This is a genomic window from Marinobacter sp. C2H3, assembly GCF_037080155.1.
Classification (GTDB): Bacteria; Pseudomonadota; Gammaproteobacteria; order Pseudomonadales; family Oleiphilaceae; genus Marinobacter.
The window spans coordinates 224,823-246,904 of record NZ_JBBBNZ010000003.1 but is presented as its reverse complement, the minus strand read 5'-3'; the positions used below and the strand labels follow the sequence as shown (position 1 = coordinate 246,904).

Below are 22,082 nucleotides of genomic sequence, written 5' to 3'. Positions count from 1 at the left end.
ATGCCAGAGCTGCACGCTGCGATAACGCCACAAGATCGCTTGCACGTACTGGTGGTTGACGACGACGTCACCATACGTCGGCTGCTTGGGTCCTTCCTCCATGCAGAGGGTCATACCGTGTCTTTCGCAGAGCATGGCGGTGATGCCCTGGCGCAGTTTGAGCGGGACTCGGGGTTTGACCTGTTCATGATCGACGTGACCATGCCCGTGATGGATGGGCTGGCGCTCTGTGAGGCCCTGAAAGACCGGCTGGACCGGTGGGTGCCGATCATGATGATGAGCGCCAACGCGGCCGAAAGCGACGAGGTGGAAGGGCTCGACATTGGCGCCGATTACTACCTCACCAAACCCATCAGCTTTCCCTTACTGCGGGCCCGTGTGCGGGCGTCCCAACGTATTGCGCGACTGCAACGTGACCTTGAGACCACCAATGCGCGGCTGGCCGACTACTACAACCGCAGCCGGGCCGACAGCGATCTCGCCCGGGAACTGTTGGACCGCCTGCTTCATCAGGGCGAAGAGAAAGCCCTCGAGGCTCGCTATATCCTCAACCCGGCGGGCGACTTCAATGGCGACATTATCCTGTCCATCCGCAGCCCGTCCCAGCGCCAGTACAGTTTGATCGCCGATGCCACCGGTCATGGCCTGCCCGCTGCGCTGGCGCTGATGCCCGTGGTCGAAACTTTCTCCCGCCTGGCCCGGGAGGGCTACTCGCTGGAAACGGTGGTCCGGGAGCTCAACGCCAGGCTCAGGTCCAGCCTGCCCCACGGGCGGTTTGTTGCGGCGACCGTGGTCATGGTGGAGCCGCACATCCAGCGCATGTCCGTCTGGAACGGCGGCAGCCCCAGTGCCTACGTCATCGACAATACCGCGCGTACCATCGTCAAGCGCTTCCAGCCTCGCCACCCGCCGCTGGGCATCCTGTCTGACGACGATTTCGATGCCCGCACGCAGCACCTGGCCTATCGGCCGGAGCATACCCTGGTGGCCTGCACCGACGGCGTGGTGGAGGCCGAGGCTGCGGACGGCACCATGTTTGGCGCCCGTGGGCTGGAGGCGGTCCTGACCGCGGCCGACCGGAGTGAGGATCTTCTCGCGGAGCTGGGCCGGAGGCTGGATGCCTTTACCGGCGCTGATGGGGCCCGGGATGACCGGAGCGTGCTGCTCCTGCCGTTGGCAAACCTGACGTCGTCCCTGCCCGAAGGTCAGGAGCCTTCAGCCGAGCCTCACTCGGCCAGCGACGTCACGTCAAGGGCAACCGGCGGGTGGTATTTCGCGGTCGGTGTGCGCGGGAACACGCTGAAAGAGGCCGAGCTGGCGCCGATCATCAACGGTTTGTTTGGCCAGATGGGCCTGAGCGGGGAGCAGGCGGACCGGGCGCACGTGTGCGTGACCGAGCTGATCAACAACGCCATTGACCATGGCATTCTCGGCCTGGATTCATCCCTGAAACAGACGCCGGACGGCTTTGAGGCCTACTTTCGGGAGCGTCGAAAACGTCTCCGTGCGCTCCGGGACGGGGTTATCGTGATCCGAACCCATCTGGACCAGCTGGACGATGCCTGGCATTTGCGAGTGGCGGTCAGCGACAGCGGCGAGGGGTTTGGTGCCGCGCCGCTGCGGGATGGGGCCAACCGGGCCCCCCTGTTCGCGGGCACCGCCTCGAACCCGGACAGCGTTCGGCACGGCAGGGGTATCCATCTGGTTCGGCGTCTCGCGGACCGGTTGGCGTTCCACGATGACGGCGCCACCGCGGAATTTCACATTACGGTCACGACACCAACTGCGGCAGCAGGGCCCGGATCTCCGTCATCAGGGAATTGAGGATGCCGTCGGTCTCGTCAAAATGGCGCTGGGCCGCGTCCACGTCACCCCGTTTCATGGCGGATTCCAGCGCCGTGACCCGCTCCATCAGGCCGGCGTCCTCAAAGTAACCGACCAGACCTTTGATGGAGTGAGCCGCATCGTAGTGGGCCACCACGTTACCCAGCATTAGCGCTTCCCGGATGCGGATCAGGTGGGTGGGCAGGTTCTCCAGCAGCAGGCCGAGAAACTCACCGAGCAGATCTTCGTTGCCGAGGAAGGCCTTTTTCAACTGGTCCAGGTCCAGCACCCGGGTGTGGTCCGGGGCGCCTGCGGGCGCCGAAGGGCTGGCGGCTGCCACCGGAGCCTCCCCCGCCACCACCGCGAGGCCGAGATCGGCCAGCAGCGCCCGCACCGACGTCCCGCTGACCGGCTTCGCCAGATGGGCGTCAAAGCCCACCCGCAAACAATGTCGGCGCTGCTGCTCGCCCACGTCCGCCGTGCAGGCAATCATCCAGGGCAGGGGGCGGCCGCGCTCACTGAACTCCTGCCGGGCACGATCGAGGAAGGCTTCGCCGTCCATCCCTGGCATGTGCAGATCCACAAACACCAGATCCGGTTGCAGGTTGTCCAGCAGCGCCAGGGCCCGGCGCGCGGACGGGGCGCTGTACACCACCGGGAAACCCAGGCGCTTGAGCAGGGTTTCCAGGATCTTGCGGTTGATCTCGTTGTCGTCGATCACCAGGGCGTGGGACACCGGCCGGCCTGCCCCGGTGGCGCCACCGGTGGTTGCCAGGGGTGCCGCCAGGCTGTCCGGCGGCGCCAGGGGGAGGCGGAGGGTAAAATGGAAGGTCGAGCCCTGCCCCGGGGTGCTGTCCAGCTCGATGTCCGAACCCATGGCCTTCACAATCTGGCGGGAGATGGCCAGGCCCAGGCCGGAACCGCCGTGGACCCGGGTGGACGAATTGTCGAGTTGCTCGAAGCTCTCGAAGATGCGCGCCTGATGCTCAGGGGCAATGCCCGGGCCGGTGTCCGCCACCGCCAGGTGGAGACGGGCCAGTGACGGCGCGTCCGGGTCGCTCGTCAGCCGGGCGCGCAGCTCCACGCGGCCTTGCTGGGTAAATTTGACGGCGTTGTTCACCAGGTTCATCAACACCTGTTTCAGGCGGGTGGCATCCCCCACCAGCGGGGTGCTTTCCGGCAGGTCCGTGTTCAGCGCCAGCGCGAGGATGGTGCCCACCGAGTCGGCCCGGGGCCGGAACAGGCGCTCCACGTCCTGCAGTATTTCGTCCAGGCGGAACGGCTCGTTGGTCAGCGCCAGGTGCCCATTCTGGATGTGGGACAGGTCCAGCAGGTCGTTGAGTATGTCCAGCAGGTGCCGGGATGACTGGTCCAGGGTGTCCACCAGGTCCGCCAGGGGCTCGGGGATCTGTTCCTGAAGCTGCTCGGTCACCCCCATGATGCCGTTGAGCGGGGTGCGCAGTTCGTGGCTGATGTTGGCCAGGAACTGGCTCTTGGCCCGGTTGGCCCGTTCGGCGGCGTTGCGGGCGGCGCGGATGGCCTGCTCCTGCTCCCGACGATGGGTTACGTTGGCCTGGGAGGCAACAAAATGGGTAATCCGGCCCTGGTTGTTGCGGATCGGCTCGATGTAGATCTCCACCCAGTAGCTCTGGCCGTTCTTGCCGTAATTGAGGATTTCCTGAACCACCGGCTTGCCTTCGTCCAGGTGTTTGCGGATGCGCTCCCGGTCAATGTCAGCGGTGTCCGGCCCCTGCAGGAAATCCCCGGGTACGCGCCCCATCGCTTCGCTGGCGGTGTAGCCGGTCAGGGTTTCGAAGCTTTGATTGACCCACTCGATGCGTTCGTTGGCGTCGGTGATGATGACCGCGTTCTTGCTCTGGCGCGCCACCTGGCTGAACACCTTCAGGTTACTCTGGGCCTGCTCCGCCAGACGCTGGGTGCGGCTCAGCTCGGACTGATCGTTGAACAGCAGTACGCAGGTGTGCCGGCCCTGATCGAGGGTGGACAGCAAGCGCAGCTCCGCCCGCCCGTCCGGCAGGTCCGGAAACTGGATGCGGGTGATCTTGCGCCGCTCGGCGTTGGACTGGCCGAGGCGCTCGGGAGTGAAGTAGCGATCGTAGTCCACGTCCGGGAACAGCTCGGCAAACAGGGTGCGGGTGTCCTGGGCGAAACGTTCGGACAACCGCTGACGCAGGGCCGCGTTCACGTAGCTGATGCGCTCGCTGAACGGGTCGAACATCACCACATAGCTGTTGCTCACGTCCAGCAGGCTGCTCAGGTGCTGCACGAGGGTATCGGTGAGCCGCTGCTCAATGCGCTGGGTAATCTGGCGGGCCAGCAACCGCAGGGCTTCCTGCTGGCTGTCTGACAGCGATCGTGGCTGGGGATCAAACACGCACAGGGTTCCCAGGGCCAGCCCGTCCTGGGTGATCAGGGGGGCGCCGGCGTAGAACCGGATCATGGGCCCGGCGGTCACCAGAGGGTTGTCCCGGAACCGAACGTCCGCCTGGGCATCCTCAACGACCAGCAGTTCGTCCCGAAGAATGGTGTGGCCGCAGAACGAGAGGTCCCTGGGCGTTTCGGCAACACCCAGGGGCCCGGTCGTGGACTTGAACCACTGGCGTTCCTGATCGATGAGGGATACTGTAGAAAACAGCGTGCCGCAGAACATGGCGGCCAGTCGCGTCAGGTCGTCAAAGACGGCTTCCGGCGGCGTATCGAGGATATCAAGACGATACAGCTGCTCGAGCCTGGTTTCTTCGTTATCCGGCCTCTCGGGGGCCTTCATGCTGTTGTCCACCCATTGTTCATGGAGAGTGTGTAACTTAATACGATCATAGCAGGCGGAAGGGTTTGTGAAAGATCGTTATATCAGGCGCGACCACCATGACAGAACGGTTCTCCGACCAGTTTGATTTCAACCGATGTGAAGACGAGCCTATCCGCACCCCCGGGGCCATCCAGTCCCACGGGGCGGTGCTGCTGCTGGATGAGCACAGCCTGGCGCTGACCGGCTTCAGCGAAAACGCGGCGGCGGTCCTCGAGCAGATCACCGGCCAGCCGCAGCCGTCGGCGCAGGCGTGGCGCGCCGATGCCGAGCCCCTGGCTCCTCTGCTGGCGCCCCTGAAACAGGCGCTGGATGCCAAAGCTGCCCCGGCGTTTCCCCTACGCTACCCGTTAGCCGGTGGCCGCCGCCCCTGGCAGGCCACGGTGACCCGGCGGGCAGGGCGCCTGCTGCTGGAGCTGGAAGCGGGCCTTAGGGCCGGTGGTGGCGCCGTCGACACCACGGTGGCGGACCTGGCCCAGTTGATCGGCCAGGTGAAGGCGGCCCGTTCGGTGTCGGAGCTGGTGCAGACCGCCGCCGCCGCCGTGCGCAGTATCACCGGCTACGACCGGGTCATGGTGTACCGGTTCGCCGAGGACTGGCACGGCGAGGTGGTGGCCGAGAGCAGCGCCGAAGGCATGGTTCGGTTCCTGGGCCTGCACTTTCCGGCCGGCGATATCCCTGCCCAGGCCCGGGCCCTTTACCTGGAAAACGAGATTCGCATGATCGCCGATGTGGACGCCCCGGTGGTGCCCATCATCAGCGTGTCCACCCTGGCCCGGGACACCCAGCCGGACCTGAGCGATTGCGCCCTGCGAGCGGTCTCGCCCATCCACCTGCAGTACTTGCGCAACATGAACGTGGCCGCGTCCATGTCCATCTCGCTGATCCGGGACGGCCGGCTCTGGGGCCTGATTGCCTGCCACCATCGCAAGCCCCGCTACCTGCCGGTGGATGCGCGGCTGGCGGCCCGTCTGGTGGGGGACGTGCTCTCCATGTGCCTGCGGCTGGTGGAGGACAGCGACGTGATGAAGGCGCGCCTGCGCCACAACCTGCGCCAGACCGAGCTGCTCCAGCGCTTCGTGCAGAGCGACGAGCTGGTGCCGTCCCTGGTGGCGAACGGCGAGGAGCTGCGCCAGTTGTTCGGGGCCAGCGGGTTTGCGGTGGTGGATGGCAACCGGGTGCACAGCACCGGTGATGCGCCGGACGCCACCGATCTTCTGGTGCTGGCCCGCGGCCTGCGCCGGGAGATGGAAACGCAGGGCCAGGTGCTCTGGTCCACCAGCGAGTGCCGGACCGAGTGGTTTGAGGGCCAGGCATCCCAGGCAGCGGGTCTGCTGGCGCTGGCGCCGGCGTCGGATGACCGGGTGTTGGTGGTGTGGACCCGGGCGGAGGCGCCGGAGCAGATCACCTGGGCCGGCCGGGCCGACAAGCTGCCGGACGATCCGCTGAACCCCCGCGCCTCCTTCGAGCGCTGGTCCGAGCTGAGCCGGGGCAAGGCCCGGCCCTGGACCAACTGGGAGCTGGAAGCGGCCGAGGGCATGCTCTCGGCGTTGCAGAAGCTGGCCCTGCGGCAGTTAGAGCGGTTGCAGCGGTTGTCGGAAAACCTCGCCCGGTCAAACAAGGATCTGGAGGATTTCGCCTTCATTGCCTCCCACGACCTGCAGGAACCGCTGCGCAAGATCGAAGCGTTTTCCTCCATGATCACCGAGGAGCTGGATGCCCCCAAACCGGACACCGACCTGCTCCGGGATTACCTGAGCCGGATTACCGGCGCCTCGTCCCGTTTGCGACACCTGGTGAGCGATCTGCTGACCTACTCACGGGTCGGTCGGCTGGACTACGAGCAGGCGGAATGTGACTGGGCCGAGGTGCTGGGCAAAACCGTGGACCTGCTGGACGTGCGCACGGCGTATGTGGATGCCCGGGTCACGATACGGGGGGAGTTTCCGGTCACCCGGAGCGCGCCGGTGCTGCTGCGCATGGTGTTCCAGAACCTGCTGTCCAACGCGCTGAAATACGGCGACGCCGAGCGCCTGAACGAGATTACGGTGGAAGGGCGAAAGCTGTCGGATGGCAGCTACGATATCCGTGTCTCGGACACCGGCATCGGCTTTGATCCGGAGATGTCGGAAGCCATCTTCAAACCCTTCCTTCGCCTGAACTCCAAATCCCGTTACCCGGGTTCCGGTATTGGCCTGGCCATTGTCCGCAAGGCCGCCAGCCGGCTTGGCGCTACCGTTACGGCGAGCTCGGTGCCCGATCAGGGCAGTGAATTCCGGGTGTTGGTGCCGGCGGAGCTGGCCGCCCCGGCCGGCGCCTGACGCGCCCGAGCCGGAACGGTATCCAGCCTCAGGCGCCGCTGTTTTCCCGGGGCTGGAACAGGTTTTCCCGGGGCAGCGACAGCTGGCATTCCGGCAGTTTGCCCACGGACCAGTAGCGGTCCAGTTGCAGCACCAGCTGGCCCAGGTCCTGGAACCGCAGGGGCAGGCGGATGACCGAGCTGACCCGGCGTTCGTAGAGGGTTTGGATGTCGGTGCTGGTAATGCCGGAGTCCAGGCCGTAAAAGCCAATCAGCGGCACTCGGGATATGGCGGAATGCAGCTTCAGGTCCACCGGCGTGGCCAGGTCCTCCGGCCCCTCGATCATGAAGAAGATGAGCTTGATGTCGAGGTCCACCGTATGGGCCTGGGCCGCCATGGCGTCGGTCAGATCGTCCACGTCGGAAAACGTCAGAATGTGCTCCACCAGGCCGGATTGCACGAAGCTTGCCCAGAGTTCCCGGGGCAGTCGGGGGTGATTGCCAATCAGGATGGCCGCGCTGTTATTCGCCAAGGTGCGCCTCCGTTCTCCTGAGCTGGCGCAGCCGCTGGTTCCAGTCGTCAAACGGCAGGGGTTTGGCCAGCAGGAAGCCCTGGACGGAATCCACCGCCAGGTCTTGCAGGATCGCCAGCTGAGCGTCCGTTTCCACGCCTTCGCCGATCACGGTCAGGCCGAGCCGCTTGCCCACGCACACCACCGCCTCGCAAATGCCCCGGCAGGCCTCGTTCTCGGCCACCTCGGCGATGAACGAGCGGTCGACCTTCAAACACGTGACCGGCAGATCCTTGAGGTAGGCAAAGGAGGAGAAGCCGGTGCCGAAGTCGTCAATGGACAGGCCAAAACCCGCTTCCCGAAGTTCCCTAAGGGTCTCCTGGGCGACCCGCTCCACCAGGACACGTTCGACGATCTCGAACTCGATGACCTCCGGCGGCACGTTGTACTGGGCGGCGAGCCGGCTCATATCGCCGGCGAAACCCGTGTCCAGCAACTGGGCCGCGTTCAGGTTAAAGGCGATCCGGTAGGGTAGGGCCGGCTCCGGCAGGGCGCCGTTATTGGCCAGCAGTTCAAAGGTCTTGCGAATAAGCGCCCGGTCCATCTCCAGCATCAGGTTGGCCCGCTCGGCCGCGGGAATGAACTGGTCGGGCATCAGCAGGCCCCGCTCCGGATGGGGCCAGCGCATCAGCACCTCCACGCCCGCCAGGGTGATGGCGTCGGCGTGGAAGCGGGGCTGGAAGTAGGGCACGAATTCATCGTTATCAATGGCCCGGCGCAGGTCCTGTTCCAGCTCTAGGCCGGTCAGCAGGGCTTCTTCGAGTTCATCATCAAAGAAGCTGACCCGGTCACGGCCGCCTTCCTTGGCCGCATACAGGGCAATGTCCGCGTAGCGCATCATCTCCAGGGGCGAGCGGGCGTGTTCCGGATACAGGGCGATGCCGAAGGAGCCGGTGATGCGCCCGGAAATGCCCCGGATGGGCGTCGGGGCTCGCAGTGCCTTCAGCAGTTTGGTGGCGATGGTGTGCAGTTGCTCTGGTGATTGCACGTCCTCGATCAGCACCGCGAATTCGTCGCCGCCCAGGCGGGCCAGGGTGTCTTCTTCCCTCAGCCCGCGGCTGAGCCGGTCGGCCACCAGCCGCAGCAGCATGTCGCCGACGTCGTGGCCCAGGGAATCGTTGACCTGCTTGAAGTCGTCCAGGTCCATGGCAAGTACCGCGCAGCGGCTGCCGTGACGGTCGGCGCGGCTGACCGCACGCTTGAGCTGCTCTTCGAACATCAGGCGATTGCCCAGGCCGGTCAGGCTGTCGTGCCGGATCAGCTGGTGCATGTCTTCTTCGTGGCGCCTTCGCTGCAGGGTGTGGAGGATGGTGCGCTCCAGCAGCGTCGGAGACAGGTCGGCCTTGGTGACAAAATCCCAGGCCCCGGCCTCAATCACCGCCTCGTTCACCGCAAAATCATCGGTGGAGGTGATCACGATGATGGGCAGGGACTTTACCAGGTCGCTGTGCCGGCGCAGCACCTCGTCGGCCTTGAAGCTGCCCCAGTAGTAATCCAGGAAAATGGCGTCAAACGCCTGCTCCGCACACAGGGCGAGGGCCTGGTCGAGATCCGGCTCAACCTGGACCGTGGCGCTGAACCGGGTCATCCGGCTCAACTGACGGCTGATGATCAGGGCGTCGTCGTAATCGTCTTCAACGAGCAACACGCGCACATCAAGAGGTTTGGTCGTCATCAGGCAGTGCTACCAGGCTGAACCAGTAAAGTTGCAGTTCACTTACTACGTTGAGAAAACCGGAGAAGGTCACTGGTTTGGTAATGAACGTACTTGCGCCGAGCTCGTAACACCGGTTGATGCCGGTCTGGTCGTCGGAGGTGGTCAGAATGACCACGGGAATGTGCTGTAGGTTCTTGTCTGCCTTGATCTGGGCCAGGGCTTCCTCACCGTTCATTACCGGCATGTTCAGGTCCAGCAGGATCAGGCCCGGCATGGGGTAGGCCTCGCGATCCTGGTAGCGGCCCTCCCCGCGCAGGTAATGCATCAGCTCGCGGCCGTTGTCGACGATGTGGAGCGGTGAGCGAAAGCGGGCCTGCTGGAACGCTTTGCGTACGATCAGTTGATCGTCTTCGTCATCTTCGGCGAGGACGATCGGTACCTGCTGCATAAAGGCCTCTCTGAAACGGGGGGTAAACCAGTATTGTTATAATCCCGTTTTGTGAAGATTGCGTAATATCTCCTGGCGATCACGGGATCGGTTGCCTTAAGCCCCCTACTATCAATGACCTGTGACGCCATGATTCCAAACATACAGCCTGCCGCACTGAACGCAAAGACCCTCCAACGCTTTTTTCTGTTCGGCTTTGTGATCGTTGCCACCGCGGCCGGCTCCCGGCAACTGGGGCTTGAGGGCCTGCCTATTTCCATCATCTGGCCTCCGAGTGGGCTGATCCTGGGCGCCGGCCTGGTGCTGGGATTGCCGGTGGTGGTGTTCAGTGCCGCCCTGCTGGCGGCGTGGCTAATGCTGGCCCAGGGCGCGAGCCTGGCGCCCGCGCTGCTGCTGGCGGGCAGTGAGCTGGCCGGGGCCACGGTGGGCATCTGGCTGGTGCGACGGGTGGCGAATGCCCAGTCGGCGCTGCAGACCCAGAACCGGGAACGGGTGCGCTACCTGTATGCCGGCCTGGCGGCGGCCACGGTCACCGCCGCCATTGGCGCGGGGGCAATGATCCTGGCCATGGGCAACCAGTGGTCGTTCAGCGGCCACGATGTGTTTCTGGTGTATTGGCTCCTCGAAGGCCTGAGCGTGCTGCTGTTTGCGCCCCTGGCGTACTACGTTCTGATCAACCCGCGGCGGTTTATCGATGCGGTGCGGGAGGATATCCGCTCCCGGGTGATGCGGCAGTGGTACCTGTCTGCCCTGGTGCTGACGGCGCTGGTGTGGGTGCTGCCGGATCTTGCCGACAGCACCTACGCCCTGGCCATGGCGTTCGCGTTTTTCCCGCTGCTGTGTTGGCTGGTGCTGACTGCCCGGCCGGCGTCGGTGCTGGCGCTCATTCCACTGATGGCGTTGCTGTTCATGGTGTTCAGCCTCAAGGGGCTGGCGGGATTGCCGGCGCTGGACACCATCAATCAAGTGGTGCGCTCGCTGCTCATGCTCACCGGGTTGATCCTGCTGGTGCAGGTGATTGCCGTGATGAACCATTCCCGCAATCAGTTGTTGGACACCTTCCGACAGCAGGCCAACACCGACTTTCTCAGTGGCCTGAACAACGATCGGGCTTTTGCCGCCCGGGTTGACGGCCTTCTGGCGGCGGTGCGCAATCAACCGCTGCCGGCCATGCCATCGCCCCGGGAGCACTGGCTGGTTTACCTGCAGGTGCTGGATTTTGACAACCTGGAGGATCTGCTGGGCTTTCGCGCCAGCCGTAATCTGGAGCTGATGTTCGCGGCCCGCCTGATGGGCACCTGCGGCCCGGACGCCTACCCGGCCCGCCTGGGCAACGGGATTTTCTCGCTGGTGATCCTGGACGCGGACAAACCGGCCCTGGACCGGTGGCTACAGACCCTGTATGACGCCTTCGATGACCAGACCTTCGGCAGCGAGGGTCATCACACCCGGGTCCGCGTCTCGGTGGGCGCGGTGCGGCTGGACGGCCTGCTGGCGGACCAGAGCCAGTACCTGAGCGCCGCCACCCAGGCGTCCCTGATGGCCCGGGAACGGCTGCCCCGGATCCAGGTGGTGTGGGACGTGGAAGGCCTGATGCGCAGTCGCCGTGGGATGACCCAGCGGCTGGAACTGCTCAAGGACGCCCTGTCCGAGGATCGTCTGGTGCTGTTCGCCCAGCCCATCTGCCCGATCGGCCGGGCCGATGACAAACTGTCCTACGAAATCCTGATTCGCCTGCAGGACACCAATGGCGATTACCTGCCCCCGGGGGTGTTCCTGCCCATCGCCGAGGCCTACGGTTTCATGCGGCAGATTGACCAGTGGGTGATCCGCCACACCCTGCAGGCCCTGGCGGACAACCCGGAGTGGCTTGCGCGCACCCGAAAATGCTCCATCAATCTGGCCGGCACGAGCCTGTCCTCCGATGAGATTCTCGGTTTTGTGGCGGAGCAGTTCGAGGCCACCGGGGTGCCGCCCCACAAGATCGGCTTTGAGGTGACCGAAACCCAGCACATCCAGAGCCGGGACATGGCCGAGCGGGTGACCCAGGGCCTGCGGGCCATGGGTTGTGGCGTGTCCCTGGACGACTTCGGCACCGGCCTGGCCAGCTTTGATTACCTGAAGAGCTTCCGGTTCGACACCCTGAAGATCGACGGTGTGTTCATCAAATCCCTGATCGACAGCGAGCACGACCGCCGCATCGTCAAGGCCACCTGCGACGTGGCCCGGGGCATGGGCCTGAAAACCGTGGCGGAGTTTGTGGAGAACCAGGCTGTGGCGGACCTGCTGGAGGAGCTCGGCGTGGATTATGGCCAGGGCTATGGCCTGGGTAAGCCGGAGCCGCTGGCCGGCCTGTTTCGCCGGCCAGCGGTGGTCACCGCCTAGCGCTCAGCCCGTTGCCGGCGTTCACCTGGCGCCGGCAGCCCTCCCTGGTGACCGGGTGTTAGCTCAGGTGGCTCAGCAGGATCTCGCTGAGCACCGCCGGGCATTCCACCGAGGGCACATGCCCGATCCGCTCCAGGATGATCGGCGCCCCGGCGCCGGCGCACTCGGCCAGGGTCGCCAGGGATTCCGGCGGCGTGGCCAGATCATCGGCGCCGGCCACCAGCGTCAGCGGCGTGCGCCGCTGGCCGAGGCGTTCGCGGAAATCGGTGTCGGCCAGCATCTGGCAGAGCAGGGCGTAGCTTCGGTCGTCGCCCCGGCCGGCGGCGATCGCCCAGCCCTCCACCAGGGCCGGCTGCTGCGCCACCGTGGCCGGCCCGAACCACCGGGTGACAATGCCCGGTGCCATCCGCGCCAGGCCCTTTTGAAGCACGTCCGCGGCGCGTGCCGCCCAGCTGTCCGGCGTGCCGATCACGGCGCCGGTATTGGTCAGTACCGCGCCGGTCAGACGGCCGGCGTGGTTCGTCAGCAACTGCTGGCCGATGACGCCGCCGATGGAGGTGCCGGCAAAGGCGAAGGTCTCGGCACCGGCCAGGTCGGCCAGCGCCAGGGCTTCGCCCGCCAGGTCCTCCGGCGTAATCCGGTCCACCGCTTCGGGCCAGTCCGCGCTGTCGCCGTGGCCCGGCAAATCCCAGGTCAGCACCCGGAAGGTGGCCAGCAGCGCCGGAAGCATCTCATCCCAGACCAGCTGGTTCATGCCCAGGGGGTGCGCCAGCACCAGCAGGGGTTTGGCCGCTTCGCCCAGCAGGCGGTAGCAGAGGGTGCGGCCGTTGTGTCGGTAAAACGCCATGGAATCTTCCCGTTCAGGCTCGTTCGATGAGTGTAGCAATGCCCTGGCCAACGCCCACGCACATGGTGCACAGGGCGTAGCGGCCGCCGGTGCGCTGAAGCTGGTGGGCGGCGGTCATCAGCAGGCGGGCGCCGGACATGCCCAGGGGGTGGCCCAGGGCAATGGCGCCGCCGTTCGGGTTTACCCGGGGATCGTCATCGGCGATGCCCAGTTCCCGCAGCACCGCCAGGCCCTGGGCGGCGAAGGCCTCGTTCAGTTCGATCACGTCGATATCATCGATCCCGATACCCTGCTTCGCCAGCAGTTTGCGTACGGCCGGCACCGGGCCGATGCCCATGATGCGCGGCTCCACGCCGGCGGTGGCCATGCCCAGAATTCTCGCCATGGGCCTGAGCCCGTGCTGTTTCACCGCCGCCTCGCTGGCCACCAGCATGGCGGCGGCGCCGTCGTTGACGCCGGAGGCGTTGCCTGCGGTCACGGTGCCGTTTTCCCGGAAGGGCGTTGGCAACGCGGCGAGCTTTTCCAGGGTGCTCGCGCGCGGGTGCTCGTCGGTGTCAAACACCAGCGGGTCCTGCTTCCGGCGCGCAATGGACATCGGTTCGATCTCGTCGGCGAAGAGGCCGTCCTGTTGCGCCCGGGCGGCTTTCTGCTGGGAACGGAAAGCGAACATATCCTGGTCTTCCCGGGAAATGCCGAACTGTTCGGCGACGTTCTCCGCCGTTTCCGGCATGGAATCGATGCCGTACTGCTGCTTCATCAGCGGGTTCACGAAACGCCAGCCGATGGTGGTGTCTTCCACGTTCTGGCCCCGGGAAAAGGCGCTGTCGGCCTTGCCCATCACGTAAGGGGCGCGGGACATGGACTCGACGCCGCCGGCCAGCACCAGATCCAATTCACCGGCGCGGATGGCCCGGAAGGCCGTACCCACGGCGTCCATGCCGGACCCGCACAGCCGGTTCAGGGTGGTGCCGGGCACGCTTGTGGGCAGGCGGGCCAGCAGCGCCGACATGCGGGCCACGTTGCGGTTGTCTTCACCGGCCTGATTGGCACAGCCCATCATCACGTCGTCGATGGCGGCCGGGTCCAGGTCCGGAGCCTGGGCCAGCACGGCCTTGAAGATATGCGCGGCCAGGTCGTCCGGGCGCACGCTGGCCAGGGTGCCGCCGAAGCGGCCGATGGCGGAGCGGCGGGGATGGCACAGGAATACGTTTGTCATGATGGACCTCACTGCTGGCCTGAATGGAGGGCGTGTGTGCGGGCCTTCAGATCGCGCAGCACCTCCAGCTCCCGGGCGGTCGGCGCCGGCGTGGTGTCCAACTGGTCCGCGAAGCGGATGTCCCAGCCGGTGGCCTCGATCACGTTGTCCCGGGTAACGTTCGGGTGCAGGGAGGTCACCACCAGTTCTTTGGTGTGCGGGTCCGGCTTGAGAATGCACAGATCGGTGATCACCACGGTGGGGCCACGGCCGATGTTGGGCACCTTGTCCCGGGCGGTGCCGTCCCGGCCGAAGCCGACGGTGGTGATAAAGTCCACGTCCTTCACGAAGGTGCGCCTGGAGTGCTTGACGGTAATGAACACTTCCTTCGCGTTGGTGGCGATTTCCGGGGCGCCGCCACCGCCGGGCAGGCGGACCTTGGGCTCGCGGTAGTCACCGATCAGGGTGGTGTTCAGGTTGGCGTACCGGTCGATCTGGGCGGTGCCGAGGAAACCGACGCTGATGTGCCCGCCCTGAAGCCAGTAGCGGAACATCTCCGGCACGGACACGGTGGTGAGGGCGGATTCGCACAGCTCTCCGTCGCCGATGGACAGGGGCAGCACGTCCGGTCTGGTCTGCAGGGTGCCGGATTCATAAATCAGCGTCACATCCGGCGCGTGGGTCAGCCGGGCCAGGTTGGCCGCCTCGCTGGGCAGGCCAATGCCCACGAAGCAGGTCATGTCGTTGGTCAGTGCCCGGGCGGCGGTGACGCTCATCATCTCGGAAGCGGTAAATTCAAGGCTCATCACGCGGCTCCTTTCTCGAATACGTTCTCGTTCAGCCAGGCCTGGAAAGTGTCCCGGTCCCGGGCGATAGCGTCCCAGTCTTTGTAGAAGGCGTTGTCCCGATCGTAGTAGCCGAGGGCGTACGAGGGCCGGGCGCCCCGGGGCGCTTCGGCGATGGCGGTGATGGCCCAGGACGGCAGCACGCAGGCGTTCACCGAGGCGCGCAGATCGTCAACGATTTCCTCCACGGTAACGATGCTGCGCTTGGCCGCCAGCACCACCTCCTTCTGAATGCCGACAATGCCTTCAACCAGCACATTGCCCTTGCGATCCGCCCGCTGGGCGTGAATGACCGCCACGTCCGGGCGAATGGAGGGCACCGCGGCCAGGCGTTCGCCGGTGAACGGGCAGTCGATGAAGCGGATCTGATCGTTCACCTTGGGCAGGTCGCTGCCGACATAGCCGCGCAGGATGGCTAGCGGCAGTCCGGCGGCACCGGCCTCATAGGCGCAGGCCATGGCGGCGTGGCTGTGTTCGAGGATCTCCAGGCGGTTTGGCCAGCCTTTCTCAACCGCATCCCGCAGGCGGTGCAGGGAGCCCACGCCGGGGTTGCCGCCCCAGGAGAAAATCAGCTTTCTGGCGCAGCCGGCGCCGATCATCTGGTCGTAGATCAGGTCCGGCGTCATGCGGATCAGGGTCAGGTCGCGCCGTTGCTGGCGGATGATCTCGTGGCCGGCGGCAAACGGGATCAGGTGGGTAAAGCCTTCCATCGCCACGGTGTCGCCGTGGTCGATGTGTTTGCTCACCGCGTCCTGAAGGGAAAGGAATTCAGCCATGGCAGTGTCTCCATTGTGCTTCGGTGGTACGTTCGTTATGCGAACATAAGTTTAATATGCGAACATAATGGCGCGGCGGGTTTTGCGTCGTCAAGTACAAATTTTCACCAGCGGGCAAAAATGCACGGATGTTCGGATACCGAACGAGCTGTTACCATGCCGGCAGAGCAGCATTCGAGGACATGAGGAGCCTGTGATGGACGAACCGACCCTGAAGCCGGGAGACCGGGATTACGTGGGAGCGCTGGCCTCGGGGCTGGAGGTGCTGCAGGCGTTTGACGCCGAGCACCCGAGGATGACTCTGAGCGAAGTGGCGGCCCGCACCGGAATGGACCGGGCCAAGGCCCGCCGGTTTCTGCTGACCCTGCACGCCCTGGGGTTCGTCCGCCGTTCCGGCCGGGATTTCGAGCTGACGCCCCGGGTGCTGCAGCTGGGTTACGCCTACCAGTCGTCCAACCGTTACCGGGCGGTGGTGCAGCAGGTGCTGGAGGACATCACCGCGGAGCTGGGGGAGTCCTCCTCCCTGTCCGTCCTCGACGGCGATGAGGTGGTGTACCTGGTGCGCTCGGCGGCTCCGCACCGGCTGATGGCAATCACCCTGTCGGTGGGTACCCGTCTGCCGGCGGTCTACACCTCCATGGGGCGGGTGCTGCTGGCGCAGCTGACGGACGAGGCCCTTACGGCGATGCTGGCGCAGGTGCCGTTGCACCACCATACGCCCTCGTCCATCACCGATCCGGAGGCGTTGCGGGCGGCTATCGAGGCGGTGCGCGGGCAAGGCTATTGCGTGGTGGACCAGGAGCTGGACCTGGGGCTGCGTTCGGTGGCGGTGCCAGTGTTTGACGGCGCCGGGGCGCTGATCGGCGCCATCAACATTAGCACCAACGCGGCCCGGGTCAGTCTGGAGACCCTGAAAACGGTCTATCTGCCCCGTCTGCAACAGGCGGCGGCGGACATCCGCGCCATGGCGCGCTAGTCCGGACGATGCCCCCGGCGTTTACGGATAGCGCCCCGTCAGCCGGTTGTCCACCAGCTCTGCAAGAATGGTGTTGGTCAGCCGCATGATGGCGTTGGGGCTTTCCCCGCGACGGCGGGAGGCCAGCACCGGGCTGGTCACGTCGTCCTCCGCCAGGGGCACATAGTCCACCCCTTCCCGCTGCAGCCGGCGCACCTGCTCCGGCACCAGCGCGAACCCCATGCCGGACGCCACCAGGGACAGCGCCGTCTGGACATCATTGACCTGTTGCATCACCCGGGTGCGCAGGCCCCGCCGCCGGAAGAATCCCAGAGTAATGTCGGAAAAGTTCGGCCCCGGGCCGGACGGGAAGGTGATCATCGGCACCTCCGAGAGGTCCGCCAGGGACGGCGGTTTGCGGGTCAACGGGTGGCCAGCGGGCAACGCGGCGATCAACGGCTCGTCAAACAGGTTTTCCTGCTCCACGTCCGGGTCCTCAATGCGCAGGCGCCCGAACCCGATGTCGATCTTGCCCGCCTTCAGGGCCTCTACCTGGTCTCGGGTCTTCAATTCATGCAGCACAATCTCCAGGTTCCGGTTCTGCCGCAGGCGCCGAACCATCAGCGGTAGCTGGCCATAGAAGATGGTAGGCACAAAGCCGATGGAGAAGATGGTTTTCTGGTGCCGGGCAATGCGCCGGGTTTCGTCCACGCTGATGCTCACCCGCTCCAGGATCTGCCGGGCCTGCTCCAGGAAAAACTCGCCCCCCGGCGTCAGCTCCAGGCCCCGGGGTTTGCGCACGAACAGCTGCACACCCACCTCTTCCTCCAGCTGCTTGATCGCACGGGTCAGCGGCGGCTGGGCAATAAACAGGGTTTCCGCCGCCCGGGTCAGGTTGCGGGCCTCGGCCACCGCCACGAAGTACCGCAGGTGTCTCAGCTCCATCCATACCTCCAGGGTATTGGTTATTACTTAATCAATATTGGTTCACATCCGTGAAACTTCGTACGGTTCCAATCACCGGCTTTCTTTTCTGGCGATCTGGAGACCCTGATGCCCGCAACCATAGAGTCCATTGAGGCGATTCTGGTCGATGTCCCGACCATCCGTCCCCACCAGCTATCTATGACAACCATGGGGGTTCAGAGCATGGTCATCGTCCGGATGAAGGATTCGGACGGCCTTGAGGGACTGGGCGAGGCGACCACCATCGGCGGCCTGGCCTACGGCCCGGAAAGCCCCGAGGGCGTGAAGCTGACCATCGACACCTATTTGAAACCGCAACTGATCGGCCAGCCGGCAGAGAACATCAATACCTTGAAGGTAATGGTAGACCGAAGCACCCGGGGCAACAACCTGGCCCGCTCCGCCATCGAAACCGCCCTGCTGGACCTGCAGGGCAAGCGCCTGAACCGGCCCGTCTCCGACCTGCTTGGTGGCGCCGTGCACACCCATCTGCCGGTGCTGTGGACCCTGGCCAGCGGCGACACCGATCGGGACATCGCGGAAGCCCTCGACCTGGTGGAAACCCGCCGCCACAACGCCTTCAAGCTGAAGATCGGCGCCCGCCCGCTGCGGGACGACGTGCGCCACGTGGCCGCCATTAAAGCGGCGCTGGGGGAGCAGGTCAGCGTGCGGGTGGACGTCAACCAGGCCTGGGACGAGAGCACCGCCGCCCGTGGCATGGCCGAGCTGCAGGCCGCGGGCATTGATCTGGTGGAGCAGCCGACGCCGATGAAAGACCACGCCGCCCTGGTGCGCCTGTCCCGGAAGTTCCATCTGCCGATCCTGGCGGATGAAGCGGTGGCGGACGCCAAGGATCTGTACCACCTGGCCGCCGCCGGGTTTGCCGGCGCCGTCGCCATGAAAATTGCCAAGGCCGGCGGCCCGGCCCGGGCCCTGGAGCAGGCCACGGTCGCCCGGGCCGCCGGCATCGGCCTGTACGGCGGCACGCTGCTGGAGGGCACCATCGGCACCGCCGCCGCCCTGCACGCCTGGGCCACTCTGGACACCCTGCACTGGGGCACCGAGATGTTCGGGCCCCGCCTGATGAAAGACGACATCGTCGCCAATCCGCTGACCTTCCGGGACAACGGCGTTGACCTGCCCCGGGGGCCCGGCCTTGGCGTGGTGATCGACGAAGACAAGCTGGCCGAGTACCGCCGGCGCACCTGAGGCCCGACAACCGCCGGCCCGCCCGGCACACGGAGGACACCATGCTGTTTAAAGTCGAAATGACCGTGAACCTGCCCCACGACCTGCCGGCCGAGGTGGCCGCGGACATCAAGGCGCGGGAAAAAGCTTACGCCCAGGACCTGCAGCGGCAGGGCAAGTGGCGCCACCTGTGGCGGGTGGCCGGCAGCTACGCCAACGTCAGCATCTTCGATGTGGCGGACAACGCCGAACTGCAGGACCTGATCAGCCAACTGCCGCTGTTTCCCTACATGGACATTACCGTGGCACCCCTGTGCCGCCACCCGTCCTCGGTACACGAGGACGATCGCTAATACCGGTGCCCTGCCGACAGGGCACCGCTGCCAACCCAACCAACGCTGAGTGCAACAACAAGAACGCACCGAGGAGAACCACCATGACCGTCAAAACCATGAACACCGCCGATGTGAAGGACCTGCTGGAGAAAGTGGCCGGCTTCAACCAGGACGGGGGTAACGAGCGGGTGAAGCAGATTGTTCACCGCGTCATGCACGACATTTTCCAGATCGTCGAGGATTTCGACGTCACGCCGGAGGAGTTCTGGCAGGCGGTCTACTACGTGGGTGACCTGGGCGCCAACGGCGAAGCGGCCCTGCTGGCCCCGGGCCTGGGCATGGACAAGTACCTGGACATCCGCATGGACGCCGAGGACGAGCAGGCCGGCCTGGCCGGCGGTACCCCGCGTACCATTGAAGGCCCGCTGTACGTGGCCGGCGCCCCCATCAGCGACGGTTTCGCCCGCATGGACGACGGCTCCGATGACGCCGCCGAGACTATGATCCTGACCGGCCAGGTGACTGACGAGAACGGCCAGCCGGTGGCCAACGCCGTGGTCGATATCTGGCACGCCGACACCAGGGGCGCCTATTCCTACTTCGACGCCTCCCAGAGCGAGTACAACCTGCGCCGGCGCATCCGCACCGACGAGCACGGCCGCTACACCGCCCGTTCCATTGTCCCCTCCGGCTACGGCTGCCCGCCCGAGGGTTCCACCCAGAAGCTGCTGAACCTGCTGGGTCGCCACGGCAACCGGCCCGCGCACATCCACTTTTTCATCTCTCGGCCGGGCTACAAGCACCTGACCACCCAGATCAACCTGGCGGGGGACGAATACACCTACGACGACTTTGCCTTTGCCACCCGGGAAGAGCTGGTGATTGACGCCACCCGCGTGGATGACCCGGCCCGGGCCGAGGCCTTTGGCCTGAACGCGCCGTTCACCGAGGTGGTGTTCGACATCCAGCTGGTGCCCACCGACAAGCCCGAGCTGCAGACCCGCCACGAGCGCAAGCGCGCCCTGGAAAGCGACGCGGCCTGAAGCGGCCTGTCGCACACTGAGGAGCAAAGACCATGATCCGTCAACTGGACCGACTCGAGAACACCGTCCGCCACGCGGTGGACGCGGATGCCAGCACCGGCCGCTACCGGTGCGATCGCAGCATCTTCACCGATCCGGAGCTGTTCGAACTGGAGATGAAACACATCTTCGAAGGCAACTGGGTGTTCCTGGCCCATGAAAGCCAGATTGAACAGCCCGGCGATTACTACACCACCACCGTGGGCCGACAGCCGGTGATCATCACCCGCACCAAAGAGGGTGACCTCCGGGCCATCCTGAACACCTGCACCCACCGGGGCGCCACCCTGTGCCGGAAGAAGCGGGGCAACAAGACGTCCTTCACCTGCCCGTTCCACGGCTGGACCTTCAAGAACGACGGCACCCTGCTGAAGGCCAAGGACCAGAAGAAGGGCGGCTACCCGGACAGCTTCAACGTGGACGGTTCCCACGACCTGAAGCGGCTTCCAAAATTCGGCAACTACCGGGGCTTTCTGTTCGGCAGCCTGAACTCGGACGTGCTGCCCCTGGAGGAGTACCTCGGTGAGACCACCAAGGTGATCGACGCCATTGTGGACCAGGCCGAGGACGGGCTGGAGTTGTTGCGGGGTGCCTCCACCTACACCTACGAGGGCAACTGGAAGCTGACCGCCGAGAACGGCGCCGACGGGTACCACGTCAGCACCGTGCACTGGAACTACCTCTCCACCATGGGCCAGCGCAACTACGAGAAGGGCGGCACCGAGGCGGTGGACGCCAAGAGCTGGTCCAACGAGGGCGGTTTCTATTCGTTCGAGAACGGCCACATGATGCTGTGGACCCGCCTGACCAACCCGGAGGTGCGCCCGGTGTACCAGCACCTGGATCGCCTGGAGCAGACCCTGGGGGAAGCCCGCGCGGATTTCATCGTGCGCACCACCAAGAATCTGTGCCTGTACCCGAACGTGTACCTGATGGACCAATTCTCCACCCAGATCCGGGTGCTGCGGCCGATCGACGTCAACAAAACCGAGATCACCATCTACTGCTGGGCCCCGAAAGGCGAGCCGGCGGCGGACCGCGCCCGGCGCATCCGCCAGTACGAGGACTTCTTCAATGTGTCCGGCATGGGTACGCCGGACGACCTGGAAGAATTCCGGGGCTGCCAGGAGGGCTACTACGCCAAAGGCCTGAAGTGGAACGACATGAGCCGGGGCGCCAAGCACTGGATCGAGGGCGCCGACGACTGGGCCAAGCGCATTGCGCTCAAACCGATCCTCAGCGGTGCCCGCCCGGAAGACGAAGGCCTGTACGTGACCCACCACCAGCACTGGGTGGCGGAAATGACCAGAGCCGTCGAGACCGAACGGGCGCGCTACATCGCCCTGGCCAGCGACCCGTCAGAGGAGGCCTCCGCATGACCCTGTCTTTTGAACAGATCCAGGCCTTCCTGGTGCGCGAGGCGCGCCTGCTGGACGACCGGGAATGGGACGAGTGGCTGGCCTGCTACCACGAGGACGTCACCTTCTGGATGCCGGCCTGGGACGACGACGATGAACTCACCGAGGACCCCCAGACCGAGATCTCGCTGATCTACTACCCGAACCGCACTGGCCTGGAAGACCGGGTGTACCGGCTCAAGACCGAGCGCTCCGGCGCCAGCTCCCTGCCGGAACCCCGCACCAAGCATTTCCTCAGCGGGCTGGAGATCCTGTCCCGCAGCGAGGACGCGGTGAGCCTGCGGTTCAACTGGCTGACCAAATCCTACCGGTACAAGAAAACCCAGGAATACTACGGCACCTCCTTCTACACCCTGGACCTGAGTGGCGATCGCCCGCTGATCCGGGACAAGAAGATCGTGCTCACCAACGACTGCATCAACCAGGTGGTTGACGTCTACCACCTGTGATCGGAGGGCATTCC

18 protein-coding genes are annotated in these 22,082 nt (G+C 65.3%); 9 read left to right on the top strand and 9 right to left on the bottom strand.

Annotated features, from left to right (window positions below; translation table 11 throughout):
* Positions 1-1,824 carry an ATP-binding SpoIIE family protein phosphatase gene (locus V3388_RS10580; protein ID WP_336367515.1) on the top strand — a complete coding sequence of 608 codons (1,824 nt, stop codon included), beginning with the start codon at positions 1-3 and terminating at the stop codon, positions 1,822-1,824.
* Here V3388_RS10580 and V3388_RS10575 read toward each other — a convergent pair.
* Positions 1,772-4,612, bottom strand: coding sequence for an ATP-binding protein (locus V3388_RS10575; RefSeq protein WP_336367514.1), 2,841 nt, complete (start codon positions 4,610-4,612; stop codon positions 1,772-1,774). The two genes, V3388_RS10580 and V3388_RS10575, sit on opposite strands and share 53 nt — an antisense overlap.
* A 98-nt stretch (positions 4,613-4,710) precedes the next feature.
* Between V3388_RS10575 and V3388_RS10570 the strand changes: the two genes are divergently transcribed.
* A complete protein-coding gene (locus tag V3388_RS10570; protein WP_336367513.1) occupies positions 4,711-6,972 on the top strand; it encodes an ATP-binding protein in 2,262 nt (753 codons plus the stop codon).
* Positions 6,973-7,000: 28 nt separating this feature from the next.
* Here V3388_RS10570 and V3388_RS10565 read toward each other — a convergent pair whose 3' ends face one another.
* From V3388_RS10565 to V3388_RS10555, 3 genes are read right to left on the bottom strand one after another with little or no spacing between them, the layout of a single operon-like run.
* Positions 7,001-7,483, bottom strand: a complete 483-nt coding sequence (locus V3388_RS10565) for a hypothetical protein (RefSeq protein WP_336367512.1) — start codon at positions 7,481-7,483, stop codon at positions 7,001-7,003.
* Positions 7,473-9,197, bottom strand: coding sequence for a putative bifunctional diguanylate cyclase/phosphodiesterase (locus V3388_RS10560; RefSeq protein WP_336367511.1), 1,725 nt, complete (start codon positions 9,195-9,197; stop codon positions 7,473-7,475). Before V3388_RS10560 ends, V3388_RS10565 begins: the two co-directional genes overlap by 11 nt.
* The gene (locus V3388_RS10555) at positions 9,178-9,627 is read right to left on the bottom strand and encodes a response regulator (protein ID WP_336367510.1); all 450 of its coding nucleotides are present in this window, start codon (positions 9,625-9,627) and stop codon (positions 9,178-9,180) included. The genes V3388_RS10560 and V3388_RS10555 overlap by 20 nt, the downstream gene beginning before the upstream one ends.
* 129 nt (positions 9,628-9,756) lie before the next feature.
* On the opposite strand from V3388_RS10555, the gene V3388_RS10550 reads away from it, so the two are divergent.
* Complete coding sequence (locus V3388_RS10550; protein ID WP_336367509.1) at positions 9,757-12,012, top strand: sensor domain-containing phosphodiesterase; 2,256 nt, start codon at positions 9,757-9,759, stop codon at positions 12,010-12,012.
* Positions 12,013-12,070: 58 nt separating this feature from the next.
* On the opposite strand, the gene V3388_RS10545 is transcribed toward V3388_RS10550, so the two are convergent.
* Genes V3388_RS10545 through V3388_RS10530 form a run of 4 tightly spaced genes read right to left on the bottom strand, consistent with a single transcriptional unit; the run spans position 12,071 to position 15,675 of the window.
* Positions 12,071-12,859: an alpha/beta fold hydrolase gene (locus V3388_RS10545; RefSeq protein ID WP_336367508.1), complete on the bottom strand. Its 789-nt coding sequence runs from the start codon at positions 12,857-12,859 to the stop codon at positions 12,071-12,073.
* 13 nt (positions 12,860-12,872) lie between these two features.
* A complete protein-coding gene (pcaF, locus tag V3388_RS10540) occupies positions 12,873-14,075 on the bottom strand; it encodes a 3-oxoadipyl-CoA thiolase (RefSeq protein ID WP_336367507.1) in 1,203 nt (400 codons plus the stop codon).
* 8 nt (positions 14,076-14,083) lie between these two features.
* Positions 14,084-14,860 carry a CoA-transferase subunit beta gene (locus tag V3388_RS10535; RefSeq protein ID WP_336367506.1) on the bottom strand — a complete coding sequence of 259 codons (777 nt, stop codon included), beginning with the start codon at positions 14,858-14,860 and terminating at the stop codon, positions 14,084-14,086.
* Positions 14,860-15,675, bottom strand: coding sequence for a CoA transferase subunit A (locus V3388_RS10530; RefSeq protein ID WP_336367505.1), 816 nt, complete (start codon positions 15,673-15,675; stop codon positions 14,860-14,862). Before V3388_RS10530 ends, V3388_RS10535 begins: the two co-directional genes overlap by 1 nt.
* 196 nt (positions 15,676-15,871) lie before the next feature.
* On the opposite strand from V3388_RS10530, the gene V3388_RS10525 reads away from it, so the two are divergent.
* Positions 15,872-16,651: an IclR family transcriptional regulator domain-containing protein gene (locus tag V3388_RS10525; RefSeq protein ID WP_336367504.1), complete on the top strand. Its 780-nt coding sequence runs from the start codon at positions 15,872-15,874 to the stop codon at positions 16,649-16,651.
* Positions 16,652-16,672: 21 nt separating this feature from the next.
* Here V3388_RS10525 and V3388_RS10520 read toward each other — a convergent pair whose 3' ends face one another.
* The gene (locus V3388_RS10520; protein WP_336367503.1) at positions 16,673-17,575 is read right to left on the bottom strand and encodes a LysR family transcriptional regulator; all 903 of its coding nucleotides are present in this window, start codon (positions 17,573-17,575) and stop codon (positions 16,673-16,675) included.
* Between the two features lie 108 nt (positions 17,576-17,683).
* Here V3388_RS10520 and V3388_RS10515 point away from each other — a divergent pair, with 108 nt between their 5' ends.
* The 5 genes from V3388_RS10515 (at position 17,684) to benB (ending at position 22,068) form a co-directional block, all read left to right on the top strand.
* A complete protein-coding gene (locus V3388_RS10515) occupies positions 17,684-18,805 on the top strand; it encodes a muconate/chloromuconate family cycloisomerase (RefSeq protein WP_336367502.1) in 1,122 nt (373 codons plus the stop codon).
* 41 nt (positions 18,806-18,846) lie between these two features.
* Entirely contained in the window at positions 18,847-19,137 is a 291-nt protein-coding gene (gene catC / locus V3388_RS10510) for a muconolactone Delta-isomerase (protein WP_336367501.1), read from the top strand.
* Between the two features lie 83 nt (positions 19,138-19,220).
* Positions 19,221-20,162, top strand: a complete 942-nt coding sequence (gene catA / locus V3388_RS10505; RefSeq protein ID WP_336367500.1) for a catechol 1,2-dioxygenase — start codon at positions 19,221-19,223, stop codon at positions 20,160-20,162.
* Between the two features lie 32 nt (positions 20,163-20,194).
* Positions 20,195-21,580 carry a Rieske 2Fe-2S domain-containing protein gene (locus tag V3388_RS10500; protein WP_336367499.1) on the top strand — a complete coding sequence of 462 codons (1,386 nt, stop codon included), beginning with the start codon at positions 20,195-20,197 and terminating at the stop codon, positions 21,578-21,580.
* The gene (gene benB, locus V3388_RS10495; protein WP_336367498.1) at positions 21,577-22,068 is read left to right on the top strand and encodes a benzoate 1,2-dioxygenase small subunit; all 492 of its coding nucleotides are present in this window, start codon (positions 21,577-21,579) and stop codon (positions 22,066-22,068) included. Before V3388_RS10500 ends, benB begins: the two co-directional genes overlap by 4 nt.
* Positions 22,069-22,082: the final 14 nt, after the last annotated feature.

Excerpts from the sequence above, each read along its gene's own strand:
- V3388_RS10580 (WP_336367515.1), top strand. The coding sequence starts at position 1 with ATGCCAGAGCTGCACGCTGCGATAACGCCACAAGATCGCTTGCACGTA.
- V3388_RS10575 (WP_336367514.1), bottom strand. The coding sequence starts at position 4,612 with ATGAAGGCCCCCGAGAGGCCGGATAACGAAGAAACCAGGCTCGAGCAG.
- V3388_RS10570 (WP_336367513.1), top strand. The coding sequence starts at position 4,711 with ATGACAGAACGGTTCTCCGACCAGTTTGATTTCAACCGATGTGAAGAC.
- V3388_RS10560 (WP_336367511.1), bottom strand. The coding sequence starts at position 9,197 with ATGACGACCAAACCTCTTGATGTGCGCGTGTTGCTCGTTGAAGACGAT.
- V3388_RS10555 (WP_336367510.1), bottom strand. The coding sequence starts at position 9,627 with ATGCAGCAGGTACCGATCGTCCTCGCCGAAGATGACGAAGACGATCAA.
- V3388_RS10550 (WP_336367509.1), top strand. The coding sequence starts at position 9,757 with ATGATTCCAAACATACAGCCTGCCGCACTGAACGCAAAGACCCTCCAA.
- V3388_RS10545 (WP_336367508.1), bottom strand. The coding sequence starts at position 12,859 with ATGGCGTTTTACCGACACAACGGCCGCACCCTCTGCTACCGCCTGCTG.
- pcaF (WP_336367507.1), bottom strand. The coding sequence starts at position 14,075 with ATGACAAACGTATTCCTGTGCCATCCCCGCCGCTCCGCCATCGGCCGC.
- V3388_RS10535 (WP_336367506.1), bottom strand. The coding sequence starts at position 14,860 with ATGAGCCTTGAATTTACCGCTTCCGAGATGATGAGCGTCACCGCCGCC.
- V3388_RS10530 (WP_336367505.1), bottom strand. The coding sequence starts at position 15,675 with ATGGCTGAATTCCTTTCCCTTCAGGACGCGGTGAGCAAACACATCGAC.
- V3388_RS10525 (WP_336367504.1), top strand. The coding sequence starts at position 15,872 with ATGGACGAACCGACCCTGAAGCCGGGAGACCGGGATTACGTGGGAGCG.
- V3388_RS10520 (WP_336367503.1), bottom strand. The coding sequence starts at position 17,575 with ATGGAGCTGAGACACCTGCGGTACTTCGTGGCGGTGGCCGAGGCCCGC.
- V3388_RS10515 (WP_336367502.1), top strand. The coding sequence starts at position 17,684 with ATGCCCGCAACCATAGAGTCCATTGAGGCGATTCTGGTCGATGTCCCG.
- catC (WP_336367501.1), top strand. The coding sequence starts at position 18,847 with ATGCTGTTTAAAGTCGAAATGACCGTGAACCTGCCCCACGACCTGCCG.
- catA (WP_336367500.1), top strand. The coding sequence starts at position 19,221 with ATGACCGTCAAAACCATGAACACCGCCGATGTGAAGGACCTGCTGGAG.
- V3388_RS10500 (WP_336367499.1), top strand. The coding sequence starts at position 20,195 with ATGATCCGTCAACTGGACCGACTCGAGAACACCGTCCGCCACGCGGTG.
- benB (WP_336367498.1), top strand. The coding sequence starts at position 21,577 with ATGACCCTGTCTTTTGAACAGATCCAGGCCTTCCTGGTGCGCGAGGCG.